Below are 24,993 nucleotides of genomic sequence, written 5' to 3'. Positions count from 1 at the left end.
TCACGAGGCGTGCACGGGTGGTGTGGCAGGGAATTGCCTAGTGAACATGATCATTCAAGGCGAGAGCGTAGTGGCAGGCGGCCTGAGTGTCGGTGCCGCCGGACAGGATGGCCGGGTCGACGCGCCGGCAATGATCGTCGACTCCGGCTGACTCCGCGGCACCGGAGGCCAGGACCTGGCAACGCACGTGAAACCGGCAGCCGGGCGGGATCCGGGTCGGGTCCGGCGGCTCGCCTTGCAACACGATCGGCTCACCGGCGCCGGCCTCCGGCAGGACCGAGAGCAGCGCCTGGGTGTACGGGTGTTCCGGGGCGGTGAGGATCTTCTCGACCGGCCCGGTCTCGACGATCCGGCCGAGATACATCACCGCAACCCGATCGGCGATGTTCCACGCCAGCCCGAGGTCGTGCGTCACGACCAGCGCTGCCAGCCCCAGCTCGTCGCGGAGTCTCAGCAACAGAGCGAGGATCTCGCCGCGCACGGAGGCGTCGAGAGAGGCCACCGGCTCGTCGGCGATGATGACTTTCGGATTGAGCACGAGCGCGCCGGCGATCACCACCCGCTGGCGTTGCCCGCCGGACAACTCGTGCGGATAGCGCAGGAAGAACCGCTCCGGCGGGCGCAGGCCGGCGCGTGCCAACGCCTGGGCCACTCGGTCGCGTTCGTCGACGACGTCGCCGTGCACGCGTAGCCCTTCGGCGACGGCCTCGTAGACCGTGTGCCGTGGGTTCAGCGAGCCGCTCGGGTCTTGCAGCACGAGCTGCACCAGGCGCCGGTACGCCTTGAGGGCGCGGGAGGTGTAGCTCAGCGGCACGCCGTGGTGGCTGATCGTTCCCGCGGTCGGGCGCTCCAGGCCGAGCAGGGTGCGAGCGAGCGTGGTCTTGCCACACCCCGACTCGCCCACGAGCGCGACGATCTCGCCCTCACCGATGTCGATGTTCACGCCGTCCACCGCGCGGGCACGATCCGGGCCGCGCCGGGCTTGGAACTCCACCCGCAGGTCGCTGGCCGACAGGATCGCGTTGTTCACACCGTCTCCTTCGTACTCGCGGCCAGGGACCGACCCTGATCGGGCAACGTCAGTACGCACGCCGCACGCGTGTCGTTGCCGACCGGCCACAGCTGCGGATCGACACTCGAGCAATGCGTGAGCCGGGAGGGACAGCGCGGATGGAACGTACAGCCGCTCGGCAACTCCGACGGATCGGGCGGATCGCCGGCCAGGCCTTGCGGGTTCCGCCGCGACGACGGGTCGCCGATCTTCGGGAACGCTGTGGACAACGCTGTGCTGTAGGGATGGCTCGGCGAACCGAACACCCGAGCGGCCGGCCCGTGCTCCACGATGCGTCCGGCGTACATGATCGCCAGCCGATCGCAGGTCTCGGCCAGGACGGACAGATCGTGACTGATCATCATCAAGGCGATGCCGTGCTCGGCGACCAATGACTCGATCAGCTTCAGGATCTGGGCCTGGATCATCACGTCCAAAGCGGTGGTCGGCTCATCGGCGATGATCAGCGCCGGGTTGCACGCCAGCGCCATGGCGATCATGACGCGCTGGCGCTGGCCGCCGGAGAGCTCGTGCGGGAACGCGTTCGCCCGCCGAGCCGGCAGCCCCACCTGCTCCATCAGCCCCGAGACCCGGGCTTCGGCCTCGCGTTCGCTGAGCCGCTCGTGCAGGTACATCGGCTCGGCGATCTGCGCGCCGATACGTTGCACGGCGTTGAGCGAATGCATGGCTCCCTGGAACACGATCGAGGCGCCTGCCCAGCGCACGGCGCGGAGCTTGCCCCACCGCATGGTGAGGACGTCCTCGCCGTCGAACAGGACCCGACCGGTCATCCGGGCGGACTTGGGCAACAGGCGCAGCATCGCCAAGGCCATGGTCGACTTGCCGCAGCCGGACTCGCCGGCCAGGCCGAGCTTCTGTCCGGCCCCGAGTTCGAAGCTGACGCCTCGCACGGCGGGAACCGGTCCGCTCGCGGTGTGGTAGGTGATGGCGAGGTCGTCGACCTCGAGCACGGGGGTCGCGGTCACGAACGCTCCCTCAACTTCGGGTTCAGCACGCCTTCGATGGCTCGCCCGCACAGCGTGAAAGCCAACACGACCAGCACGATGGCGAAACCCGGGGGCAGGATGTACCACCACATGCGCGCACTGACCGCGCCGACGTCGCGCGCCGCCTGGATGGTGGCGCCCCACGACGCCGTCGTCGGATCGCCGAGACCGAGGAAGGCGAACGTCGACTCGGTCAGAATCGCCGTACCGACCATCAACGTGGTCTGCGCGAGGACGATCGGCATCACGTTCGGGACGACATGGCGGCTCATGACGTGCCAATGCCCGCCGCCGAGCGCCCTGGCCCGTTCGATGTACGGGCGCGCCTCGACAGCGAGGGTCTGGGCACGCACGAGGCGGGCCGTGGTGGGCCAGGCCGTCACGCCGATCGCGATGATGATGGTCGTCAGGCTACGACCGAGCACCGCGGCCAGCGCAACCCCCAGCACGAGTGAAGGCATGACGAGGAACCAGTCGGTGATGCGCATGATCACCGTGGAGATCCAGCCGTGGAAATGCCCGGCCGCCACCCCCAGCAGCGTCCCGAACGCGATGGAGATGAAGGTGGCCCAGAACCCGACCGTCAGCGACACCCGCGAGCCCCAGATGACGAGGTCGAGCACGGATCGACCGGAACTGTCCGTGCCGAGCGGATAGGCCCCGGTGGGGCCTTCCAAGGGTGTGCCCGGCGCGTTCGTGAGGCTCAGCGCGTTGTCCGGCGTCAGGATCGGCGCGGCCAACGCGGTCGCGACGAACAACAGCAGGATGACCAGGCCGAACACGCCGGCGCGGTTCTGCCGATACAGCCGCCAGAAGTCGGCGACGGCACGGCGTCGCCGGGCCCAGGTCAGCGCGCGGGGGCCGGCGGCCTTCGGCTCCGTCGGGGCGCTCACGGCCGCACCCTCGGATCGATGATCGGATACAACAGATCAGCCAGCAGGTTCATCAAGATCACCGCCGCGGAGAAGAAGATGAACAGCCCCTGCACCAGCGGCAGATCGGGGACGTCGAGCCCGGAGTAGAACAGCTGTCCCAGGCCCGGCCACGAGAAGATCGTCTCGACCAGGACCGAGCCGAACACGATGAAGCCCAGGTTCACGAAGATGAGCGTGACCGTCGGCAACAACGCATTGGGCACCGCGTGCTTGCGGCGCACGAGGGCGTCGCGCAGCCCCTTGGCCCGCGCGGTGACGATGTAGTCCGACCCCATCTCGTCCAGCAACGACGAGCGCATGATCATCAGATACTGCGCGTAGATGACGGCTACGAGGGTGGCCACGGGCAACACCATGTGATGGGCGACGTCGGGGACGGCCTCCCAACCGGACACTCCGGCACTCTGCATGCCGCTGGTGGGGAACCACCCGGCGGTGGAGGAGAAGATGACGATGAGGATCAGGCCGAGCCAGAAACTCGGCACCGACCACAACGTGAGCGCGACACCGGTGTTGACGCGGTCACTGGTGCTCCCGTGCTTCCACGCGCCGTTGATGCCCAGCGTCAATCCGATCAGCGCCGAGATCACCACCGCGGTGCCCACCAGCAGGAGCGTGGGCCAGATGCGTTCGGCGATGAGGTCGGTGACCGGCCGGCTGAACTGGAACGAGTCGCCGAAGTCCAGGCGCAGCACGCCCCACAGGTAGTCCACGAACTGCTGGGCCAGGGGATCGTTGAGACCGAAGTCCTCGCGCAGTTGTTCCTTCTGCTCCGCGCTGACCGGCCGCCCGTGCGTCATCTTGTTCACCGGGTCGCCGGGAATGATGCGGAACAGGAAAAAGCTCGTGACGATCACCGCGACCAGCGACACCATGCTCCCCGCGATCCGGGAGCCCAGGTAGTTGAGGGTCTTGTGCAGTCCGGAGAGGTCCCGCACCTCCCCGGGGGGAGCGTGCGGGACCAGGTCCGTGTCGACCGGGCCTGCCATCCGGCCCCTACTCGCGATCCTCGGCCGTGGCGGAGCGGCGCCGCGCGAGGAAGAAGACGGCGCCGATCACCACTGCCGCGGCCACGATGATGCCGATCACCAGGGCGGTGTTGCTGCCGTCATCGCTGTCCGATGCCGCCGATGCGTCGCCACCGCCGCCTTCGCCGGAACCCTCGGCACCGGCGGGCACCGCCGACCACCAGCTCCAGTAGCCGTCCTGGCCGTAGTAGTTGCCGCCCGGGTCCGGCTGCGGGGTCATCTCGGCGATGACGTCGCTGCGGTAGGCCTCGAGGGCGTCGGCGTAACCCCAGACGACGAACACGTTGGTCTCGTACAGGATCTCCTGCATCTGCTTGACCAGCTCGGCCCGGGCGTCGACGTCGAGCTCGGCGAGCTGCTGCTGGTACAGCTGGTCGTACTCGTCGTTGCAGAAGTACGCGTCGGACAGGTACGGACCGCCGACCTCGGTCGGCAGGCCGGAGCACAGGTTGATCGACAGCACGTAGTTCGGGTCCGGGTTGACGCTCCACCCGGTGGTGAGGATGTCGTACGTGCCGTCGTCGAGCAGGGAACCGACCTCGGAGACCGGCTCGACCTTGAGCTCCATGCCGGCGTCGGAGGCCCATTCGGCCATCATCTGGGCGGCCTGGACGTACTGCGGGTTGTCGGCGTGGACGTTGAACCGGAACGACAGCGGGCGCCCGTCGGGGGAGACGCGGATGCCGTCGTCACCCATCGTGTACCCGGCGTCGTCGAGAAGCTGGTTGGCCGCGTCGATGTCGAACTCTTCGGAGACCGGCCTCTCGGGCTCCCAGTGGTAGATGTCGTATCGCGAGGGGATGTAGCCGGCGTTGGGCTCGCCGAATCCGCCGTAGGCGACTTCGTAGATCGCTTCGCGGTCGATGGTGCGCACCAGGGCCTCGCGGACCACGGGGTCTTGCAGCGCCGGGTGACCGTCGCCGAAGGGGGTGCCGTCTTGCAGCGTGGCGCCCGGGTTGAGGGTCATGCCCTGGAACCGCTTGCCGTCGGCCTGGTTGAGCTCGATGTTCTCTTCACCCTCGAGGGAGCGGAACTGGGCCGGTGTCAGCCCCTGCACGAAGTCGACCTCGCCGGCCCGCAACGCCTCGACCTGGGCGTCGGCGTCGTTGATGGTCCGCAGGACGAGCTCGTCGAACTGCGGCGCGCCGCGCCAGTAGTCCTCGTTGGGCTCGAACGTGATCGTCTGGTTGGGCTGGTAGTCGGTCAGGATCCACGGACCGTTGCTGACGATCGGGAACTCTTCGTCGTTGTTGAACGCGCCGTAGTCCTCGATGCCGGACCAGATGTGTTCAGGCAGGATCGGCACGTCCAGCGCCAGCATCGTCACCTGCGGCTGGGAGAGCTGGATCTCGACGGTGTACTCGTCGGTGGCGGTGACGGTCTCGAAGTTCTCGACGAAGTTCCCGTTGGCCTCGGCGGCAGCAGGGTCGGTCATCATCGTGTTGAACGTCCAGGCGACGTCCTCGGCGGTGACCGGCTCGCCGTCGGTCCAGGTGGCGTCCTGGCGGATGTGGTAGGTCCAGGTCAGCCCGTCCTCGGAGGTCTCCCACGACTCCGCGAGAGCGGGGATGGTCTCACCGGTCTCGGGGTCGTAGTTGGTCAGGAAGTCGTACATCCACCGGTGCAGGCTGGTGGTGATGACGCGCACGGCTTGGAACGGGCTGAGGCTGTCGACCTCTTGGGAGACCGCGATGGTGATCGAGGTCTTCTCGTCGCTGTCGGCCTGGGCGGGTGGCGCGCCGACGGCCACGCCGACCAGCCCTGCCGCGAGCGCGGCTGCGCCCGCGGCGAGCCTGCCCGGGCGGGTACGGGTCACAGATATCGCCATGATGATGCGGGTACCTCGCAATCGCGTCACGCGTGGTGCCTATGAGGGGACGTCGTCGGCGCCGCGGGGCGCTCGGGTGTCGTGGTCGGGGGACCGCACTGTGTGGTTGTCGGCGCCGGTGGTTCGCAGGGGTGGCCTCGTTCCACAGCCGGCTGAACGGTAGACCTGTTGGGCGGTTGGTCTATCACCGGCAGCACCCTACGTCAATGGTCTGGACCTGTGCGCCGGGGGAACTCCCTGTGGGCTATGCACGATCGAAACCGAACTGGAGATCTTCTCGTGACCTTGGCTGAGTGGAGGACGAACAGGTGAGCTTCCCGAGTTTGGCGCGTGGTTTTCCGGGATTCGGTCGAAGTGGTCCGCATACCGGCCGATGGCCGTCGCAGCGTCGCCCGCGCCGGCGACGCTCGGCCCGCCCCGGGGCGGGCGCGGACCGAGCGGAACAATAGGGCCATGGCCAGTCCCCGTGAGGTCGTCATCCTCGGTTCCACCGGATCGATCGGCGTCCAGGCGATCGATGTCGCGAAACGTAACCCCGACCGGCTCCGGGTGGTGGGCCTGGCTGCCGGCGGCTCCGATCCGGAGACCCTGGCCGCACAAGCGCTCGATCTCGGTGTGTCCGCGGTCGCGGTGGCCCGCGCCAGCGCGTCGTCGGACCTGCAGCTCGCGTTCTACGCCGAGGCGCAGCGGCGCGATTACCCGTCCGGCGGCTTCCGGGTGCCGAAGATCCTCGCCGGCCCCGATGCGGCCGCCGAACTGGCCGCCAGCGAATGCGACGTCGTCCTCAACGGCATCACCGGCTCGATCGGCCTCGGCCCCACGCTGGCCGCGCTCGGCGCGGGGCGGCAGCTCGCGTTGGCGAACAAGGAGTCGCTGATCGCCGGCGGACAGCTGGTCAAAGCCGCCGCACAGCCGGGCCAGATCGTGCCCGTCGACAGCGAGCACAGCGCGCTGGCCCAGGCCCTGCGCGGGGGCAGCGCCGACGAGGTCCGCCGCCTCGTGCTCACCGCGAGCGGCGGGCCGTTCCGCGGCCGCCGCCGCGACGAGCTCACCGCGGTCACCCCCGAGCAGGCACTGGCGCACCCGACGTGGTCCATGGGGCCGGTGGTCACCATCAACTCGGCCACTTTGGTCAACAAGGGCCTGGAGCTCATCGAGGCGCACCTGCTGTTCGACATGCCGTTCGACGCCATCGAGGTCGTCGTGCACCCGCAATCGATCGTGCATTCCATGGTCGAGTTCGTCGACGGCTCCACGCTGGCTCAGGCCAGTCCGCCGGACATGCGCATTCCCATCGCGATGGCACTGACCTGGCCGGACCGAGTACCCGACGCCGCGCCGGCCTGCGACTGGAGTACCGCGTCGACGTGGGAGTTCATGCCGCTCGACCACGAGGCGTTCCCAGCCGTGCAGCTCGCCCGCGCCGCCGGTGAGCGCGGCGGGCTCGCGCCTGCGGTGTACAACGCGGCCAACGAGCAGTGCCTGGCCGCGTTCATCGAGGGGCGGCTGCCGTTTCTCGGCATCGTCGACACCGTCGCTCGTATCCTTGACGAGTACCGTGACGGCGACGCGACGAGTGTCGACGACGTCGTCGCCGCCGAGGACTGGGCGCGGGCCCGCGCCCGCGAGATCGTCACACCGGAGGACCGCTGAATGGATCTGCTCGCCGTCGCAGGCATTCTGCTGTTCCTCGTGGGGTTGATGCTCTCCATCGCCCTGCACGAGATCGGCCACCTGGTGCCGGCGAAGTTGTTCGGCGTGAAGGTCACGCAGTACATGGTCGGCTTCGGGCGCACGATCTTCTCGCGCCGCCGAGGTGAGACCGAGTACGGCATCAAGGCGGTCCCGCTCGGCGGATACGTGCGCATGATCGGGATGTTCCCGCCCGAGCCCGGCAGCGAAGACGGCCAGCTGCGCCAGTCCAGCACCGGGCTGTTCCAGACCATGGCCCGGGACGCGCGCACCGCCGCGCGCGAAGAGATCGGGCCCGGCGACGAAGACCGCGTGTTCTACCGCCAGGCGTGGTGGAAGAAGCTCATCGTCATGCTCGGCGGCCCGGCCATGAACGTCGTACTGGCCATCGTCCTGGCCGGTGGAGTGCTGATGACCTTCGGCAATCCGGACAAGCCGGTCCATTCCACCGTCGTCAGCTCGGTCAGTGAGTGCGTCAAGTCGCAAGAGCAGGCCGATCGCCCCTGCACCCCGGGCGATCCGGAGGCGCCGGCGAACGAGGCTGGGTTCCAGCCGGGCGACAAGGTGATCGCGGTCGGCGGCACCGAAGTGTCGTCGTGGCCGGCCACCTCCGCGGCCATCGCGGAGGCCGGCCCGGGACCCATCGACGTCGTGGTCGAGCGTGACGGCGAGCAGCTGACCCTGACCCCAGAGCTCATCGTCACCGAGCGGCCCGACCCCGACGGCGAGATCGGCGACGTTCGCGAGACGAGCTTCCTGGGCATCGCGCCGACCTTCCAGCACTACCAACGCGAGGACGTCGGCGGAGCGTTGGTGTGGACCGGCGACTTCGTCAGCCGCACGGCCGAGGCGATGTCGCGGGTTCCGCAACGGATGGTCGACGTCTGGGACGCCGCGTTCGGCGGCGGCGAGCGTGGTCATGACACGCCGGTCAGCATCGTCGGCGCGGGCCGGATCGGCGGCGAGATCGCCTCGGCCGACGAGTTCACCGCCGGACAGCGCATCGCGACGTTCGTCATGCTCCTGGCCTCGTTCAACATGGCCATCGCATTGCTCAACCTGGTGCCGCTGCTGCCACTGGACGGCGGGCACGCGGCCGGCGCCATCTGGGAGGCGCTCAAGCGCGCGTTCTGCCGGGTCTTCCGGCGACCCGAGCCGCAACCGGTCGACGTCGCCAAAGCCCTGCCGATCGCCTATGGCGTCGCTGTCGTCCTGGTCTGCATGAGCGCCCTGCTGATCTACGCCGACTTCGTGAACCCGGTTCGATTGTTCGGCTGATTCGACGGAGAATGGAAACCATGAGTGTCGCCCTGGGAATGCCCGCGCTTCCGCCGCCGGTGCTTGCGCCGCGCCGCAAGTCCCGCAAGGTCAGCGTCGGCAAGGTCGACGTCGGCGGTGACGCGCCGGTCAGCGTCCAGTCGATGACGACCACCCCCACCACCGACATCAACGCCACCCTCCAGCAGATCGCCGAGCTCACTGCGGCCGGCTGCGACATCGTCCGGGTCGCCGTGCCCAGCGCCGACGACGCCGAGGCGCTGCCGGCCATCGCGAAGAAGTCGCAGATCCCGGTCATCGCCGACATCCACTTCCAGCCGAAGTACGTCTTCGCCGCCATCGACGCCGGCTGCGCCGCCGTACGGGTCAACCCCGGCAACATCAAGAAGTTCGACGACAAGGTCGGCGAGATCGCCAAGGCGGCTGCCGACGCCGGTGTGTCGCTGCGTATCGGTGTCAACGCCGGCTCGCTGGACAAGCGCCTGCTGGACAAGCACGGCAAGCCGACGGCCGAGGCCCTGGTCGAATCCGCGGTCTGGGAGGCGTCTCTGTTCGAGGAGCACGACTTCCACGACTTCAAGATCTCGGTCAAGCACCACGATCCCGTCGTCATGGTCCAGGCCTACGAGATGCTCGCTGAACGCGGCGACTGGCCGCTGCATCTGGGGGTCACCGAGGCCGGCCCGGCGTTTCAGGGCACCATCAAGTCGTCGGTCGCCTTCGGCTCGCTGTTGTCGCGCGGCATCGGCGACACCATCCGGGTGTCGCTGTCGGCGCCGCCGGTCGAGGAAGTCAAGGTCGGCCTGCAGATCCTGCAGTCGCTCAACCTGCGCGAGCGAAAGCTCGAAATCGTGTCCTGCCCATCGTGCGGACGGGCTCAGGTCGACGTCTACACCTTGGCCGACAAGGTCACCGCCGGGCTCGAGGGCATGGAGGTGCCGCTGCGCGTCGCGGTCATGGGATGCGTCGTCAACGGCCCCGGCGAGGCTCGCGAGGCAGACCTCGGAGTGGCCTCGGGCAACGGCAAGGGGCAGATCTTCGTCAAGGGCGAGGTCATCAAGACCGTGCCGGAATCGGAGATCGTCGAGACCCTCATCGAGGAGGCCATGCGGATCGCTGACTCGATGGCCGACACCGCCGAGCCAGGGCAGCCCAACGTGACGGTCGGTTAGGTTCAGGGAGTCGCGGTGCTGGGGACGTCGCCCGCCGTACGGACGCTGGGTCCGCAAGATCTGGGTGACGTGCTGCGTGTGCTCGACCGTACCCCGTACCTCGACGTCTTCGTGGCCTCGCGCGTGCACGCCTCCGGCCTGGTGCCCTCGCGGCTGGGCGGTGAGCTCTGGGGCTACTACGAATCCGACCAGTTGCGCTCGCTGTGCTACTCCGGCGCAAACCTGGTGCCCGTGGCCGCGGACGGCCTGGCGACGAAACTGTTCGCCGACCTCGCCGGCCGACGTGGACGTCGGTGCTCGTCGATCGTCGGGGCCGCCGACGCGGTCCTGGCGATGTGGGACCTGCTGCGTCCCGAGTGGGGCCCGGCCCGCGAGGTCCGGTCGTGCCAGCCGGTCATGCAACTGACCGGCGGGCCGATCGTCCCGCCGGACCCGAAAGTGCGGCGGGTCCGCCCGGGCGAGATCGACATCCTCATGCCGGCGGCGGTGGCGATGTTCACCGAAGAGGTCGGTATCGCGCCCACCGGCAACGACGGCGGCGCCTACTACCGGGCGCGCATGGTCGAGCTCGTCCGGTCGGGACGGGCCTTCGCCCGGTTCGACGACGGCGCCATCGTGTTCAAAGCCGAGGTGGGCGCCGTGACTCCGCGGGCCTGCCAGGTGCAAGGGGTGTGGGTGCATCCGAACCGCCGCGGCGAGGGCCTGTCGATCGGCGGGATGGCTGCCGTCGCCGCGTTCGCGTTGCGCGACATCGCCCCGACGGTGTCGTTGTACGTCAACGACTTCAACGTGGTCGCCCGCGAGACCTATCGGCGCGTAGGGTTCACCGAGGTCGGCCGCTTCGCCACCGTCATGTTCTAACCCCCGCGCTGTCTGAAATGATCATGTTCACTTGGCGATTCCCTGCCACACCACCCGTGCACGCCTGTTGGTGCAGCAGAACTCCGCGTGGTGCACCCGGCCGATAGCGCATGGATGCGATGATCTCTCCTGTGCGCCTCCCGGTCTTGGTCTCCGGTTCCGTTGCGCTGGTACTCCTCGCAGTGGGCTGTTCCGGCAGCGGCACCGACGACGACAGCGCCGGTTCGTCGCCGAGCCCACCGCCGGCATCGGCCAGCTCGCCGCCGGCGGCCACCCCATCGGCATCCCCGACGCCTACGCCGCAGCCCCGGACTTTCACACTGGCTGCGACCGGCGACGTGCTCTTGCACGAACGGCTGTGGGTGCAGGCGCGCAAGGACGCCGCAGCCGGCACGACGATGGACTTCGCCCCTCAGCTGGCCAGCATCAAGCCGGTCATCAGCGCCGCCGACCTCGCGATCTGCCACCTCGAGGTGCCCCTGGCCCCCGCCGACGGCCCCTACGAGGGCTATCCGACGTTCTCCGGCCCCCCGCAGGTCGTCACCGGGCTCGCCGCGACCGGCTACGACGCCTGCACCACCGCCTCGAACCACACGTTCGACCAAGGCGCCGCCGGCGTGGACCGGACGCTCGAGATGCTGGACCAGGCCGGTCTGGCCCACGCCGGTTCCGCCCGGTCGCCGCAGGAAGCACAGCGCACGAGCATCCTCCAGGTCGACACGGACGGCGCACCGGTCACGGTGGCCCTGCTGTCGTACACGTTCGGCTTCAACGGCATCCCGTATCCGGACGGCGAGACGTGGCGGAGCAACGAGATCGTCGAAGCGGACATCGTCGCCGACGCGGCGACTGCGCGGGCTGACGGCGCGGACGTCGTCGTCGCGGCGCTGCACTGGGGCGACGAGTACGTCCACGAGCCGAACGAGCTCCAGCGCGACCTCGCTCCGCAGCTGATCCGTTCCCCGGACATCGACCTGCTGCTCGGGCATCACGCCCACGTCGTCCAGCCGGTGCAGAACGTCGACGGTGAGTGGATCGTGTACGGCATGGGCAACCTGATGGCCAACCACGCCGAACCACAAGGCCCCAAGTCCGAGGGGTTGCTGACGAGGTTCACCTTCACCGAGAACCTCGACGACGGTGGCTTCGACGTCAGCGCCGCGGAGTACCTGCCGCTGTACCAGACCTACGAGCCGCCGGTCGAAGTGTTGGACGTCGTGACGGCCCTGCGTACCGGCGACGTCGGCACCGCGGGGAAAGCCCGTCTCGAGCAGGCGCTGGCGCGTACCACGCAGGTCGTCGAAAGCCTCGGCGGCGCCGACGACGGACTGCGGATGCTCGCGTCGAGCTGAAGCGGGCACCGTCTGGTCGGCCCGGAGCCGAGAATCCGGTTCGTTGCCGGCATGGCGACGGATATCCTCGACGAAAGTCTTGCACCGTGTCCGCACTCACACCGTTACAGGAGTACTCGTGGTCCTGCGCATGTCGACACTGTTCCTGCGAACCCTGCGCGAGGATCCGGTGGACGCCGACGTTCCCAGCCACAAGCTCCTGGTGCGCGCCGGCTACATCCGCCGCGCCGCCCCCGGTATCTACTCCTGGCTACCGCTGGGCTACATGGTGCTGCGCAACATCGAAACGATCGTGCGCGAAGAGATGAACGCGATCGGCGCGCAGGAAGTGCACTTCCCGGCGCTGTTGCCGCGCGAGCCCTACGAGGCGACCAATCGCTGGGAGGAGTACGGCGACAGCCTGTTCCGGGTCAAGGACCGCAAGGGCGGCGACTACCTGCTCGGGCCCACGCACGAAGAGATGTTCACCTTGCTGGTCAAGGACCTCTACTCGTCGTACAAGGACCTGCCGCTGTCGCTGTACCAGATCCAGACGAAGTACCGCGACGAGCAGCGCCCGCGGGCCGGCATCCTGCGCGGCCGGGAGTTCGTGATGAAGGACTCCTACTCCTTCGACGTCTCCGACGAGGCATTCATGCGCTCGTACCAGGCGCATCGCGAGGCCTACATCAAGATCTTCGACCGGCTCGGTCTCGACTACGTCATCGTCGCGGCGATGTCCGGCGCCATGGGCGGCTCGGCCAGCGAGGAGTTCCTGGCCATAGCCGACAACGGTGAAGACACCTACGTCCGCTCTCCGGGCGGCTACGCGGCCAACGTCGAGGCCGTCCGGACACCGGTTCCCGCGCCGGTGCCCTACGACGACGTCCCGGCCGCCCACGTGGAGGACACCCCGGACACGCCGACCATCGACACTCTCGTCGATCACCTCAACGGGCACTTCCCGCGTTCGGACCGCCCGTGGGGCGCCGCCGACACGTTGAAGAACGTGCTGGTGGTCCTGCGCCATCCGGACGGGACGAGGGAACCGCTGGCCATCGGCGTGCCGGGCGACCGCGAGGTGGACGAGAAGCGGCTGGCCGCGCAGGTCGAGCCGGCCGAGGTCCAGCCGTTCACCGACGAGGACTTCGCCGCGCATCCGACGCTGGCGAAGGGCTACATCGGCCCTGGCGTGCTGGGGGAGAAGAACGCGTCGGGAATCCGCTACCTCGTCGACCCGCGAGTCGTGGAGGGCACCCGCTGGGTGACTGGTGCGGACCAGCACGGCAAGCACGTCATCGATCTGGTCGCCGGCCGAGACTTCACGCCCGACGGCACCATCGAGGCCGCCGAGGTGCGTGACGGTGACCCGGCCCCGGACGGGTCCGGGCCGCTCGAGACCGCGCGCGGCATCGAGATGGGGCACATCTTCCAACTCGGCCGGAAATACTCCGAGGCGCTGGGTCTGCGCGTGCTCGACGAGAACGGCAAACTCGTCACCGTCACCATGGGCTCCTACGGCGTGGGGGTGTCGCGGGCGGTCGCGGCGATCGTGGAGAACTCCCACGACGAGGCCGGCATCATCTGGCCGCGCGAGGTCGCGCCGGCGGACGTGCACCTGGTGGCGACAGGCAAGGACGACGCCGTGTTCGACGCCGCCGAGCGCCTGGCCGGCGAGCTGGACGCAGCCGGCGTGCGGGTCCTCTACGACGATCGCCGCGGCGTCAGCCCGGGGGTGAAGTTCAAGGATTCCGAACTGGTGGGTGTGCCCACCATCGTGGTGGTGGGCCGCGGGCTCGCCGACGGTGTCATCGAGGTGAAGGACCGCCGCAGCGGCGAGCGTCGTGAGGTGGCTCTCGACGCCGCGGTGACCGAACTCGTCGATCTGTGTAGAGCGGGGTAGATGCAGCTCACGCGGCACGACGGTGACACCGGGTGGTGGGAGATGGCTCGCTGCCTGCCACACCCGGCGTTGCGCCGCGACGTCCTCGGTTACACCGGATACACCGAGCACACGCTGCAACCGGTGCGCCGCCGTGAGCTGCCGGGCCCGCGGGTCTCGGTGATCATCAGCTTCGGACCCAGCATCGACGTGCTGAGCTCCGGCGATGGACTGCTCGGCCGGCTGACCTCGTTCGTGGCCGGCTGCGCGGATCGCCACGCGGTGACCGAGTACGTGGGCGGTCAGCAGGGCCTGCAGATCGAGTTCACCGCGCTCGGGGCGTTCCGGCTGCTGGGGCTGACCGGTGACGAGATCCGCGACGGCGTGCTGGACCTGGCGGACCTCTTCGGTCACCGCCGGGTGCAGGAACTGACCGACCGGCTGGTCAGCGCGCCGGACTGGCCGGTGCGGTGCTCGATCATGGATCATCACGTCCTCGAACTGGCCGAGGACGCTCGTGCTGTGGACGACGCGATCGGCTGGGCTTGGCAACGCCTGGTCGACTCCCGCGGGCAAACGGCCGTCGGTGGGTTGGCCGCCGACATGGGCTGGAGCCGCCGCCATTTCATCCAACGCTTCCAGCGCCAGGCCGGGCTCAGTCCGAAGACGGCCGCGCGGGTGATCCGGTTCGACCACGCGGCTCGCCAGCTTGCCCGGCGTCAGCGGATCAGCGACGTCGCAGCCGCTACCGGGTACGCCGACCACAGCCACCTGGTCCGCGACTTCCGGGCGATGGCCGGCTGTACGCCGTCACAGCTGCTCGCCGAATGGGGGCTCGACGACGCCATCCCGCCCGGTCAGTTGTGATCGGTGATCGTTGCCGAATTCTGGTGGCCAGGGCAGCCACAACGCGCCAACGATCACCCCCTGAGTGGCACGGTTCTGCCGGGAGCGTCAAGCTTGGAACTACCGACGCCGGCGGAGGAGCGAACTGTGGACGAACCGGAGTACGACTACGACCTGCTTGTCATCGGCTCCGGGCCAGGCGGGCAGAAGGCGGCGATCGCCGCAGCGAAACTGGGTCACCGGGTCTGCATCATCGATCGGCGCGACATGGTCGGCGGTGTCTGCGTGAACACCGGGACGATTCCGTCGAAGACCCTGCGTGAGGCGGTCATCTACCTCACCGGATTGTCCATGCGGGAGTTGTACGGGCAGTCGTACCGCGTCAAGCGCGACATCACCGTACAAGACCTGCTCGCCCGGACCCATCACGTCATCGGCCGTGAGATCGAGGTCGTCCGGTCGCAGCTGTTCCGCAATCACGTCGACCTCGTCATCGGCACCGCCCGGTTCACCAGCGCCCACAGCGTGGTCGTCGAGGGCTCGGGGGAGCGCCGGAACATCAGCGCGGCCAACATCATCGTCGCGACGGGGACCCGCCCGGCCCGGCCGGAGCACGTGGAGTTCGACGAAGGACGAGTGGTCGACTCCGACGGCATCTTGTCGCTGGAGCGCATCCCCGAGTCGATGGTCGTGGTGGGGGCCGGGGTCATCGGCATCGAGTACGCCTCGATGTTCGCCGCCCTGGGGACCAGGGTCACCGTCGTCGAGCGGCGCGAGCGGATGCTCGAGTTCTGCGACCCCGAGGTCGTGGAGTCGCTGAAGTTCCACCTGCGTGACCTCTCCGTGGCCTTCCGGTTCGGAGAAGAGGTCGAGAAAGTACAAATCGGGCAGCGCGGTACGGTGACGACGCTGGCCAGCGGCAAGCGGATACCGGCGGAGACCGTCATGTACTCGGCGGGACGCCAAGGCGAGACCGACCAGCTCGATCTGCCGGCAGCCGGGCTCGAAGCCGATGCCCGCGGGCGTATCCAGGTCGACGACGCCTATCGCACGGCGGTCCCGCACATCTTCGCCGTCGGCGACGTCATCGGCTTCCCCGCGCTGGCGGCCACCAGCATGGATCAGGGCCGGCTGGCGGCGTTGCACGCCTTCGGCGAGCCGGTCAGTCAGATGCGCGACATCCAGCCCATCGGCATCTACACCATCCCGGAGATCTCCTACTGCGGGCGGACGGAGGTCGAGCTGACCGAGGAGTCGGTGCCGTACGAGGTGGGCATCGCGCGCTACCGCGAGCTGGCCCGTGGGCAGATCGTCGGTGATTCGTACGGCATGCTCAAACTGCTGGTCGCACCGTCCACGCGCCACGTGCTCGGGGTCCACGTGTTCGGCACCGGCGCCGCCGATCTCGTGCACATCGGGCAGGCGGTCATGGGCTGCGGTGGCACGGTCGACTACCTCGTGGACACTGTGTTCAACTATCCGACGCTGTCCGAGGCGTACAAGGTCGCCGCGCTGGATGTGACGAACAAGCTGCGCGCGCTCGACCGGTTCGACCTGTAGTCCGCGCCGGGTTGCCGCTCACTGCGGCGATTCGGGTGTTTCGGTATCGCTGGGCGTCTGCGGTGTCGGGGACGCCTGCGTACCAGGGGTGCCTGGGCGGCCGCTCAGCCCCGGGAAGGCGACCGGCTCGCCGCCCCAGCGACCACGCGCGACGGAGGCAGCGACCAACGCCTGCGCGGCGAACTCGCGGAGCTCGCCCGATTGCGCCGCACCGACCAGATCGGCGTACAGCGCCACGAGCCGGGTTTCCATGAGCACGGCGAGCTTGCTGGCGCTCGCGGCGTCGGTGACCGGTTGCGGCAGTTCGTACGTCGGCGCCGACGCTTCGGGCTCGCCCCCGCCCGCGCGGATCAGCGCCGCGAGATCGTCGCGGCGGTCCCGGTGGGCCTGCAGGGCCCGAGCAGCCGTTTCAGCGTCGTCAGACAGGTGTGCGCCGACGACGCCGTAGCCGTAGACGCAGGCGTGTTCGCCGGCCAGTGCGGCCTGGGCGGCGGTGAGTTCGTCTTCGGCGTTCATCGCGATCTCACGCCGATTCCAGGGTGGCGGCATGGGCGGCTTCGCATGCGGCCACCGAGGCCAAGACGGCGGCGAAGCGTGAGCCGCTGGCGGCGAGGCAGTCGGCGACACGGGCCTCAGCGGCGGCGCTCTCGGCTTCGGCGACGGCGGCGAGCGCCGCGGCGGCATCGGCGGGTACGTCGGCCGATCCCGGCGAGGGCGGCTCCAGGGGATCGGATGCGCTGAACGGCAACGGTCCACCCTCCACGAGGACGTCCAGGTGCTCGGTGTGCCGCGCGGTGAACGGCGCCAGCGTGTCGGACAGCCCCGGGTGGGCGGTCAGTGTCGCGGCGTACAGGCCCAACAGCGCGCGCTCGGCCTCGACGGCTCGCCACCGCACTTTCACGTCCATGTCGACGTCGAGGCGGTGACCGGGTGCGGACTTCGGCACGGCGTCGTCGGCACAAGCCGCCAGGGCCGTACCGAGCATCGGGAGGCCGGCCAGGCAGATGAGCAAGCGCCGCCTGCGGACGTCCACCGTGTTGGTCACGCCGGTCACCATAGTCGTAGGCTCCGGGGCGGGTCGGAGCCGACCGCGCCGGCCGGTGGTGGCCGGGAACACGCGGTCACCGCGGGACGCCGTGTCTGCGCACGTGTTCGGCTATTGTTGATGAACCGGCGCAGGTCGCGCCGGACGGCTGAGGGTGTGCTGCGCGCGTCGCGCGTACGCCGGTGGATGACAATTCGACAGCGAGGAGGGCACGGATGAGTTCCGCCAGTCGTGACCTTCTTCAACAGGTGATCGCCCCTGTTGTCGCGGCGGAGGGCCTCGACCTCGAGGAACTCGATCTCGCCCAGGCGGGTAAACGAAGCCGCCTGCGCATCATCGTCGACGCCGACGGCGGCGTCGATCTCGACCGATGCGCCGAGACCTCCCGGCTCATCTCGCGTGCGCTCGACGACAGCGATGCCATGGGCGACATGCCCTACACCCTCGAGGTCAGTTCCCCGGGGGTTTCGCGCCCGCTGCGGCTGCCTCGGCATTGGGCGCGGGCCGTGGGCCGGCTGGTCCGAGTCCGGTTGCACGACGGCACCGATTTCACCGGCCGGGTGGTTCGCGCCGACGACACGCAGGCCGTTCTCGATCTCGACGGCGCTGTACGTGAGGTCGCGTTCGTCGACGTCCGCAAGGCCAAGGTCCAGGTCGAATTCCGTCGCGATGACGACGACGGCACCGAGGAGTGAGGGCGACGTGGACATCGACTTGTCGTTGCTGAGGGCGCTGGAGCGCGAGAAGGACATTTCATTCGACCTCGTGGTCGAGGCGCTCGAGCGTGCCTTGCTCCTGGCTTATCAGCGATCGGAGAAGTCGCAACCCAAGGCGCGCGTCGAGCTCGACCGCAACACCGGCCACGTCACGGTGTGGGCCCAAGAGGTCGACGAGGACGGCAATGTCGTGCGCGAGTGGGACGACACCCCCGAAGGCTTCGGGCGAATCGCGGCGACCACGGCCAAGCAGGAGATTCTGCAGCGTCTGCGTGACGCCGAGGACGAGATCACCTTCGGCGACTTCCTCGACCGTGAGGGCGACATCGTCTCGGGCACCATCCAGCAAGGCCACGACCCGCGCAACGTGATGGTCAATCTCGGCAAGGTCGAGGCGGTGCTGCCCGCGGCCGAGCAGGTGCCGGGTGAGCGCTACGAGCACGGCAGCCGGATCCGCTGCTACGTGCTGCAGGTCCGCAAGGGCGCGCACGGCCCCATCGTCACGGTGTCGCGTTCGCACCCCAACTTGGTGAAAAAGCTGTTCATGTTCGAGGTGCCCGAGATCGCCGACGGCACGGTCGAGATCGCCGGCATCGCACGCGAAGCAGGACACCGCACCAAGATCGCAGTGCGAGCCACGGTGCCTGGCGTCAATGCCAAGGGCGCCTGCATCGGTCCGATGGGGTCGCGGGTCCGCGCGGTGATGACTGAGCTGAACGGTGAGAAGATCGACATCGTCGACTGGTCCGAAGACCCCGCCGAGCTGGTGGCCCACGCGCTGTCGCCGGCCCGAGTCCAGCGCGTCGACATCGTCGACGCCGAAGCGCGGTCGGCTCGCGTCATCGTTCCCGACTTCCAGTTGTCGCTGGCCATCGGCCGCGAAGGGCAGAACGCCCGGCTGGCGGCCCGGCTCACCGGCTGGCGCATCGACATCCGGTCTGACACCGACCCCGAGGCGATCGTTCAGCGCGCTGACGCACCTGCGTGACGGATTCGCGTCCATGAGACGCTAGACTGTCCGCGTGGAAGACCGCGCGGACGGCCGGCCGCCTGTGCGCACGTGTATAGGTTGTCGGTCTCGTGCGGTGAAGTCCGACCTGCTCCGTGTCGTCGCGGGCGGTGCCGGCTCATCTGGAAAACCGGGTGAACTGGTCCCCGACCTCGACGGCCGGCGTCCGGGACGTGGGGCGTACCTGCATCCACGTCCCGAGTGCCTCGACCTTGCCGAGCGACGTCGAGCGTTCTCACGCGCATTGCGCCGCGAGGGCCCGCTCGACGTCACAGAACTGCGTCGATGGTTCGCTGAGCAGGCGGATCGATCCGGTCGACCCCGACGGTCGGCTGGCCAGAACGAAGGAGACACGACGTGACGCTCACGAGCGCTCGATGAGCACGCAGCGATGAGCACGCGCAACACCTAGCCGGTCCGAGCCGTACGCGCCCGGGCCGAGAAGGAGAGCAGTGGCAAAGGTCCGGGTACACGAGCTCGCCAAAGAGCTCGGCGTAACGAGCAAGGACGTCCTCGGCAAGCTGGGCGACCTCGGCGAGTACGTCAAATCGGCGTCCTCGACCGTAGAGGCTCCCGTCGTCCGCAGGTTGCGAGAAGCGTTCGAGAACGATCAGTCAGCAGCCCCGAACAAGTCGGCCGGTAAGTCGGCCAAGGGCACCAAGACCGCGGCTGCGGAGGCGCCGGCCACCGGCGCACCGCAGGCTCCGGCGGCGACCAAGCCTGCACCGCCCGAGGCGCCAGCGGCGCCGACACCGGAGTCGGGCAGTGAGGCCGCCGCGGCTGCCGGGTCCGCGGCGCCGGCTGAGCCGGCGGCACCGGTCGCACCGCAAGAGCCGGCCGCGCCGTCCAAGCCAGCGCCCAAGCCGGGCCCGCCGGCGCCTCGCCAGGACCGGTCGGCGCGCGATGTTCCCGCGCCCGAGCGTCCGGCCGCCAAGGGCCGCACACCCTCGCCGGGCGATCTGCCCCCGAAGCCGGGTGGGTCCGCCCGTCCGAAGCCCAGTGCCCCCAAGCCGGGGCCGAGCGCCCCGCGCCCGGCCGGCCCGCGCCCGGGCAACAACCCGTTCGGTGGCGAGAGCACCGGCATGGGACGCCGCCAGGGCGGCGGTCCACGTCCGGGCAACAACCCGTTCTCGTCCGGCGGCTCCACTGGCATGCAGCGGCCGTCGTCGCGCCGTGACGGCGGCGGGGCCGGAACCGGCGCGCCCAAGCCTTCGCCCGGCTCGATGCCCGAGCGTCCGGCGGCCGGCAGCGGTGGTCCCCGTCCCAACCCAGGCATGATGCCCACCCGCCCGTCCAACCGTCCTGGCGGTGGCGGCGGTGGCCGTCCCGGCGGTGGCGGCGGGTTCGGCGGACCCGGTGGTGGCCGTCCTGGCGGCGGCTTCGGTGGTCGTCCCGGTGGCGGTGGCCGTGGCCGTGGTGGCACGGCCGGTGCCTTCGGTCGTCCCGGCGGGAAGCCGGCGAAGAGCCGCAAGAGCAAGCGCCAGAAGCGGCAGGAATACGACAACATGCAGGCGCCGAGCATCGGCGGCGTGCGTCTGCCTCGCGGCAACGGGCAGGTCGTCCGGCTACCGCGTGGTGCTTCCCTGGCCGACTTCGCCGAGCGCATCGACGTCGACCCGGCGCAGCTGGTCCAGGTGCTGTTCGGCCTGGGCGAGATGGTCACGGCCACGCAGTCGGTGGACGAGGACACCTTCCAGCTTCTCGGCGGCGAGCTCGGCTACGACGTGCAGATGGTCTCGCCGGAGGACGAGGACCGGGAGCTGCTGGAGTCTTTCGACATCGACTTCGCCGAGGACGGCGGCGACGGCGAGTTGTTGCCGCGGCCGCCGGTCGTCACCGTCATGGGCCACGTCGATCACGGAAAGACCAAGCTGCTCGACGCGATCCGCAACGAGGACGTCGCGCAGGGCGAGGCCGGTGGCATCACGCAGCACATCGGTGCCTACCAGGTGCACGTCGAGCACGAGGGCCAGGATCGCGCTCTGACCTTCATCGACACCCCGGGTCACGAGGCGTTCACCGCCATGCGTGCTCGTGGTGCGCAGGTCACCGACATCGCGATCCTGGTGGTCGCCGCAGACGACGGCGTCATGCCGCAGACGATCGAGGCGCTCAACCACGCGCAGTCTGCCGGTGTGCCCATCGTCGTGGCGGTCAACAAGATCGACGTCGAGGGCGCGAACCCGGACAAGATCCGCCAGCAGCTGACCGAGTACAACCTGGTGGCCGAGGAGTACGGTGGCGACACGATGTTCGTCGACGTCGCGGCCAAGCCGGGAATCAACATCGACAAGCTGCTCGAGGCGGTCCTCCTGACCGCTGACGCCACGCTCGACCTGCGGGCCAACCGTGACATGCCGGCCCGTGGTGTGGCTATCGAGGGACACCTCGACAAGGGCCGCGGCCCGGTGGCGACGGTGCTGGTCCAGCGCGGCACGCTGCGCCCCGGCGATGCGATCGTGACCGGCCAGTCGTACGGGCGCGTGCGGGCCATGCTCGACGAGTCCGGCCAGCAGATCGAGGAGGCCGAGCCGTCCAGGCCCGTGCTGGTCCTGGGTCTGACCGCGGTGCCCGGCGCCGGCGACAAGTTCCTGGTCGCCGACGACGACCGTACGGCTCGCCAGATCGCCGAGAAGCGCGAGGCGATGGAGCGCAACGCCGCGTTGGCCAAGGCGCGCAAGCGGGTCACGCTCGAGAGCTTCATGGCCGAGAGCAAGGTCGAGACACTGAACCTGATCCTCAAGGGTGACGTGTCCGGTTCGGTGGAGGCCCTGGAGGGCGCCCTGGCCAAGATCGACGTCGGCGACGAGGTGAATCTGCAGATCATTCACCGAGGCGTCGGTGCCATCACGGCCAACGACGTCAACCTCGCCTCGATCGACCGCGGCATCATCATCGGATTCAACGTCCGTACGCAGAGCCGCACGGTCGATGAGCTGGCCGAGCGCGAAGGCGTCGAGATCCGGTACTACTCGGTCATCTACGCCGCCATCGAGGAGATCGAAGCCGCGCTCAAGGGCATGCTCAAGCCGGAGTACGAGGAGAGCACGCTCGGGACCGCCGAGGTCCGCGAAGTGTTCCGCTCCTCGCGGGTCGGCAACATCGCCGGGTGCATGGTGACCAGTGGTGTCATGCGGCGCAACGCCTCGGCCCGGTTGATCCGGGACGGGGTCGTGGTGGCCGAGAACCTCAACGTCGCGTCGCTGCGCCGGGTCAAGGATGACGTCACCGAGGTCCGCGAAGGATTCGAGTGCGGTATCAGCCTCGGTAACCACAACGACATCCAGATCGGCGACATCATCGAGACGTACGAGATGAAGGAGAAGCCGCGCGGCTGATCCTGGTCGCTGCTGGTCGCTTGGTGGCTTCGTTGGCGGTGGTGCCGGGTTTCCTCGTGGGCTGCTCGCAGGCTCGCTTGACGCCCGCTCCGGAAATCCCGGCCCCACCGCTGCGTGCGGCCCTGCGACGGTCACCTGCGTGGTTCCGTAGCCACGCGGGCTCCTGTCATCTGTAGGTCGGTGGGGAGCGATAGGTGTTCGTGGGGACGCTGAGGTTCGACCTCCTGCTCGGTGACGTTCGGTCGCTGAAGCAGAAGCGCGGCGTGATCCGACCGGTGATCGCCGAGCTGCGCCGGCGCTTCGACGTGGCCGTGGCCGAGGTCGGTCAGCTGGATCTGTACCGCCGATCCGAGATCGGCGTGGTGGTCGTGGCCGCCGACATACGCCGCTGCGTGGAAGTGCTCGACCTCGTGGAGCGACACGTCGCCGAACGCCCGGAGATCGAACTGTTGTCGGCACGGCGTAGGTTTCACTCTGACGAGGACGACCCGCACGTCTTCCCCGAGGCCATCGGGGGTACGGACGACGGTGGCACGAGAGAACGAGGAGGGACCCATGGCTGATCCAGCGCGCGCCCGCAAGTTGGCCGACCGGATCCGCGAGATCGCGGCGGAGACTCTGGAGCGCAGGGTCAAGGATCCGCGGCTGGGGTTCGTGACCATCACCGACGCCAAGATCACCGGCGACCTGCGCGATGCGACTGTCTTCTACACCGTCTACGGCGACGAGAACGAGCGCACGGCCACCGCCGCCGCCCTCGACAGTGTGAAGGGGCTGGTCCGGTCCGAGGTCGGGCGTCGCACCGGGGTGCGGTACACGCCGACCTTGCAGTTCGTGGCCGACGCCATCCCGGACAACGCCGCGCACCTCGACGACCTGTTGCGTACCGCCCGCGAGGCGGACGAGCAGGTGGCCCGGGTGGCTGCCGATGCTCAGTACGCGGGGGAGCGTGATCCGTACCGGCGAGCCGATGACGACGCGGGCGCGGACGATCTCGGCGACGACTCGACGGAAGGCGTCGACGACGACCGTGCCTGAGCACAACGGGCTCGTCATCGTCGACAAGCCGGCCGGCTGGACCTCGCACGACGTCGTCGCCCGGTTGCGTCGGCTGGCCGGCACCCGCCGCGTCGGCCATGCCGGCACCCTGGATCCGATGGCCACCGGTGTTCTGGTGGTAGGCGTCGGCCGCGCGACCCGCCTGCTGGGTCATCTCGCGTTGACGGACAAGACCTACGAGGCGACCATCCGGCTCGGGGCGACGACGGTGACCGACGACGCCGAGGGCGAGGTCACCGGAGGCAGCAGCGCAGCAGCGGTCACCGACGAGCAGATCGCCGCCGGCGTGGACGCGTTGACCGGCGAGATCCAGCAGGTCCCCAGCGCCGTGTCGGCGATCAAGATCGACGGTGTGCGCTCGTACAAGCGGGTGCGCTCTGGCGAGGACGTCGAGTTGGCGCCGCGACCGGTCGTGGTGCACCGTTTCGAGGTGTCCGACGTGCGCCGTGTCGGCCCGTTCGTCGACGTCGACGCGCACGTCGTGTGCTCGTCGGGCACCTACGTCCGGGCCCTGGCCCGCGACCTGGGCGCCGCACTGGGCGTGGGCGGACACTTGACGGCGCTGCGGCGCAGCGCGGTCGGGCCGTACGGGCTCGACGACGCGCGCACTCTCGACGAGCTGGCCGAGCGCTTCGAGGTGATGCCGCTGGCCACCGCTGCAGCTGCGGCTTTCCCGCGGTTGGACGTGGACCACGAGACGGCGGTGCGGGTAGCGCACGGGGCGCCGTTGGAACCGATGGGCCTCGGTCCAGGTCCGGTGGCGATCTTCGGCCCGGACGGTACGCTGCTCTCCCTGGCCGAGGACCGCGGCTCTCGCGCCAAGCACATCGCCGTGTTCGCAGGATGAGGCGCAGACCATGACCAGGGCCGATCGTCAGCAGGTGCACGAGCAACTCGAGTCCGAGCTCACCGTGTTGTGGCGCCGGGTCAGGCGGCTGTCGATCGCCTTGGCGCGCCAGGTCGACGCCGGCATCGACGTGGCCGCCTACGGATTGTTGAGTGCGCTGAACGACGCCGGCGACGTGCGCGCGGGTGATCTGGCCGATCGGTTCGGTCTGGACAAGTCCACGGTGAGTCGCCAGATCGCGCAGATGGAATCGTTGGGCTTCATCGAGCGGGTGCCGGATCCGCTCGACGGGCGAGCGCGCCTGATTCGCACCACCGAGGTCGGCCGGGCTCGGGTGCGCCAGTTGCGCGGAGCGCGGGGGGAGTGGTTCGGCTCGGCCCTGCAGCATTGGGACGCCGCTGACGTCGACCAGTTGGTCGAGCTGCTGGGCCGGTTGAACGAGGCGCTGGAGTCCCGCGACCCGTGAGGTGAGCGGCCCGCCTGCTGCCGGGTCCAGGCACCACACAAA

General features: G+C 69.2%; 22 protein-coding genes and 1 pseudogene. 16 read left to right on the top strand and 7 right to left on the bottom strand.

All coding sequences use genetic code 11. The features are described 5' to 3' along the window. Positions 1 to 37: 37 nt before the first annotated feature. Genes M6444_RS00675 through M6444_RS00655 form a run of 5 tightly spaced genes read right to left on the bottom strand, consistent with a single transcriptional unit; the run spans position 38 to position 5,849 of the window. Entirely contained in the window at positions 38 to 1,030 is a 993-nt protein-coding gene (locus M6444_RS00675) for an ABC transporter ATP-binding protein (protein WP_298321873.1), read from the bottom strand. Beyond that, positions 1,027 to 2,037: an ABC transporter ATP-binding protein gene (locus M6444_RS00670; RefSeq protein WP_298321871.1), complete on the bottom strand. Its 1,011-nt coding sequence runs from the start codon at positions 2,035 to 2,037 to the stop codon at positions 1,027 to 1,029. The genes M6444_RS00675 and M6444_RS00670 overlap by 4 nt, the downstream gene beginning before the upstream one ends. Then, entirely contained in the window at positions 2,034 to 2,951 is a 918-nt protein-coding gene (locus tag M6444_RS00665; RefSeq protein WP_298321869.1) for an ABC transporter permease, read from the bottom strand. Before M6444_RS00665 ends, M6444_RS00670 begins: the two co-directional genes overlap by 4 nt. Continuing rightward, a complete protein-coding gene (locus tag M6444_RS00660) occupies positions 2,948 to 3,982 on the bottom strand; it encodes an ABC transporter permease (protein WP_298321867.1) in 1,035 nt (344 codons plus the stop codon). The genes M6444_RS00665 and M6444_RS00660 overlap by 4 nt, the downstream gene beginning before the upstream one ends. 7 nt (positions 3,983 to 3,989) lie before the next feature. Then, positions 3,990 to 5,849: an ABC transporter substrate-binding protein gene (locus M6444_RS00655; RefSeq protein WP_298321865.1), complete on the bottom strand. Its 1,860-nt coding sequence runs from the start codon at positions 5,847 to 5,849 to the stop codon at positions 3,990 to 3,992. A gap of 453 nt (positions 5,850 to 6,302) precedes the next feature. On the opposite strand from M6444_RS00655, the gene dxr reads away from it, so the two are divergent. The 8 genes from dxr (at position 6,303) to sthA (ending at position 16,471) form a co-directional block, all read left to right on the top strand. Continuing rightward, positions 6,303 to 7,502 carry a 1-deoxy-D-xylulose-5-phosphate reductoisomerase gene (dxr, locus tag M6444_RS00650; RefSeq protein WP_298321862.1) on the top strand — a complete coding sequence of 400 codons (1,200 nt, stop codon included), beginning with the start codon at positions 6,303 to 6,305 and terminating at the stop codon, positions 7,500 to 7,502. Further along, positions 7,503 to 8,819, top strand: a complete 1,317-nt coding sequence (locus M6444_RS00645; protein WP_298321860.1) for a site-2 protease family protein — start codon at positions 7,503 to 7,505, stop codon at positions 8,817 to 8,819. Positions 8,820 to 8,839: 20 nt separating this feature from the next. Then, complete coding sequence (ispG, locus tag M6444_RS00640) at positions 8,840 to 9,991, top strand: flavodoxin-dependent (E)-4-hydroxy-3-methylbut-2-enyl-diphosphate synthase (RefSeq protein ID WP_298321858.1); 1,152 nt, start codon at positions 8,840 to 8,842, stop codon at positions 9,989 to 9,991. 18 nt (positions 9,992 to 10,009) lie between these two features. Beyond that, positions 10,010 to 10,852: a GNAT family N-acetyltransferase gene (locus M6444_RS00635; RefSeq protein ID WP_363326189.1), complete on the top strand. Its 843-nt coding sequence runs from the start codon at positions 10,010 to 10,012 to the stop codon at positions 10,850 to 10,852. Positions 10,853 to 10,983: 131 nt separating this feature from the next. Continuing rightward, positions 10,984 to 12,204: a CapA family protein gene (locus M6444_RS00630; protein ID WP_298321854.1), complete on the top strand. Its 1,221-nt coding sequence runs from the start codon at positions 10,984 to 10,986 to the stop codon at positions 12,202 to 12,204. 118 nt (positions 12,205 to 12,322) lie between these two features. After that, entirely contained in the window at positions 12,323 to 14,086 is a 1,764-nt protein-coding gene (locus M6444_RS00625) for a proline--tRNA ligase (RefSeq protein ID WP_363326185.1), read from the top strand. Then, complete coding sequence (locus M6444_RS00620) at positions 14,087 to 14,932, top strand: helix-turn-helix domain-containing protein (RefSeq protein ID WP_298321850.1); 846 nt, start codon at positions 14,087 to 14,089, stop codon at positions 14,930 to 14,932. 126 nt (positions 14,933 to 15,058) lie between these two features. Beyond that, positions 15,059 to 16,471, top strand: a complete 1,413-nt coding sequence (gene sthA, locus M6444_RS00615) for a Si-specific NAD(P)(+) transhydrogenase (protein ID WP_298321848.1) — start codon at positions 15,059 to 15,061, stop codon at positions 16,469 to 16,471. Positions 16,472 to 16,489: 18 nt separating this feature from the next. Here the strand turns inward: sthA and M6444_RS00610 are convergent, their stop codons facing one another. Beyond that, the gene (locus M6444_RS00610) at positions 16,490 to 16,987 is read right to left on the bottom strand and encodes a ferritin-like domain-containing protein (RefSeq protein ID WP_298321846.1); all 498 of its coding nucleotides are present in this window, start codon (positions 16,985 to 16,987) and stop codon (positions 16,490 to 16,492) included. Positions 16,988 to 16,994: 7 nt separating this feature from the next. Further along, positions 16,995 to 17,516 (bottom strand): hypothetical protein, encoded by a 522-nt coding sequence (locus M6444_RS00605; RefSeq protein WP_298321843.1) that lies wholly within the window; start codon positions 17,514 to 17,516, stop codon positions 16,995 to 16,997. 215 nt (positions 17,517 to 17,731) lie between these two features. Between M6444_RS00605 and rimP the strand changes: the two genes are divergently transcribed. The 8 genes and pseudogenes from rimP to M6444_RS00565 all read left to right on the top strand — a co-directional run bounded on the left by rimP (position 17,732) and on the right by M6444_RS00565 (position 24,951). Beyond that, positions 17,732 to 18,211 carry a ribosome maturation factor RimP gene (rimP, locus tag M6444_RS00600; RefSeq protein ID WP_298321841.1) on the top strand — a complete coding sequence of 160 codons (480 nt, stop codon included), beginning with the start codon at positions 17,732 to 17,734 and terminating at the stop codon, positions 18,209 to 18,211. A gap of 7 nt (positions 18,212 to 18,218) precedes the next feature. Next, the gene (gene nusA, locus M6444_RS00595; RefSeq protein WP_298321839.1) at positions 18,219 to 19,220 is read left to right on the top strand and encodes a transcription termination factor NusA; all 1,002 of its coding nucleotides are present in this window, start codon (positions 18,219 to 18,221) and stop codon (positions 19,218 to 19,220) included. Between the two features lie 34 nt (positions 19,221 to 19,254). Further along, on the top strand, positions 19,255 to 19,602 hold the full coding sequence (locus tag M6444_RS00590) for a YlxR family protein (RefSeq protein ID WP_363326184.1): 348 nt from the start codon (positions 19,255 to 19,257) through the stop codon (positions 19,600 to 19,602). A gap of 91 nt (positions 19,603 to 19,693) precedes the next feature. Next, the gene (infB, locus tag M6444_RS00585; protein WP_298321837.1) at positions 19,694 to 22,579 is read left to right on the top strand and encodes a translation initiation factor IF-2; all 2,886 of its coding nucleotides are present in this window, start codon (positions 19,694 to 19,696) and stop codon (positions 22,577 to 22,579) included. 194 nt (positions 22,580 to 22,773) lie between these two features. Continuing rightward, positions 22,774 to 23,067: pseudogene (locus M6444_RS00580) on the top strand (DUF503 domain-containing protein); the annotation flags it as partial. A gap of 67 nt (positions 23,068 to 23,134) precedes the next feature. Then, entirely contained in the window at positions 23,135 to 23,617 is a 483-nt protein-coding gene (gene rbfA, locus M6444_RS00575; RefSeq protein ID WP_298321833.1) for a 30S ribosome-binding factor RbfA, read from the top strand. Further along, entirely contained in the window at positions 23,610 to 24,485 is an 876-nt protein-coding gene (truB, locus tag M6444_RS00570; RefSeq protein WP_298321831.1) for a tRNA pseudouridine(55) synthase TruB, read from the top strand. The genes rbfA and truB overlap by 8 nt, the downstream gene beginning before the upstream one ends. Before the next feature lie 10 nt (positions 24,486 to 24,495). Continuing rightward, positions 24,496 to 24,951, top strand: coding sequence for a MarR family winged helix-turn-helix transcriptional regulator (locus M6444_RS00565; RefSeq protein ID WP_298321829.1), 456 nt, complete (start codon positions 24,496 to 24,498; stop codon positions 24,949 to 24,951). Positions 24,952 to 24,993 lie beyond the last annotated feature (42 nt).

It is taken from the genome of Haloactinopolyspora sp. (assembly GCF_027324685.1).
Classification (GTDB): domain Bacteria; phylum Actinomycetota; class Actinomycetes; order Jiangellales; family Jiangellaceae; genus Haloactinopolyspora.
The sequence above is the reverse complement of the archived record's forward strand: the minus strand, read 5'-3'. Positions and strand labels throughout refer to the sequence as shown.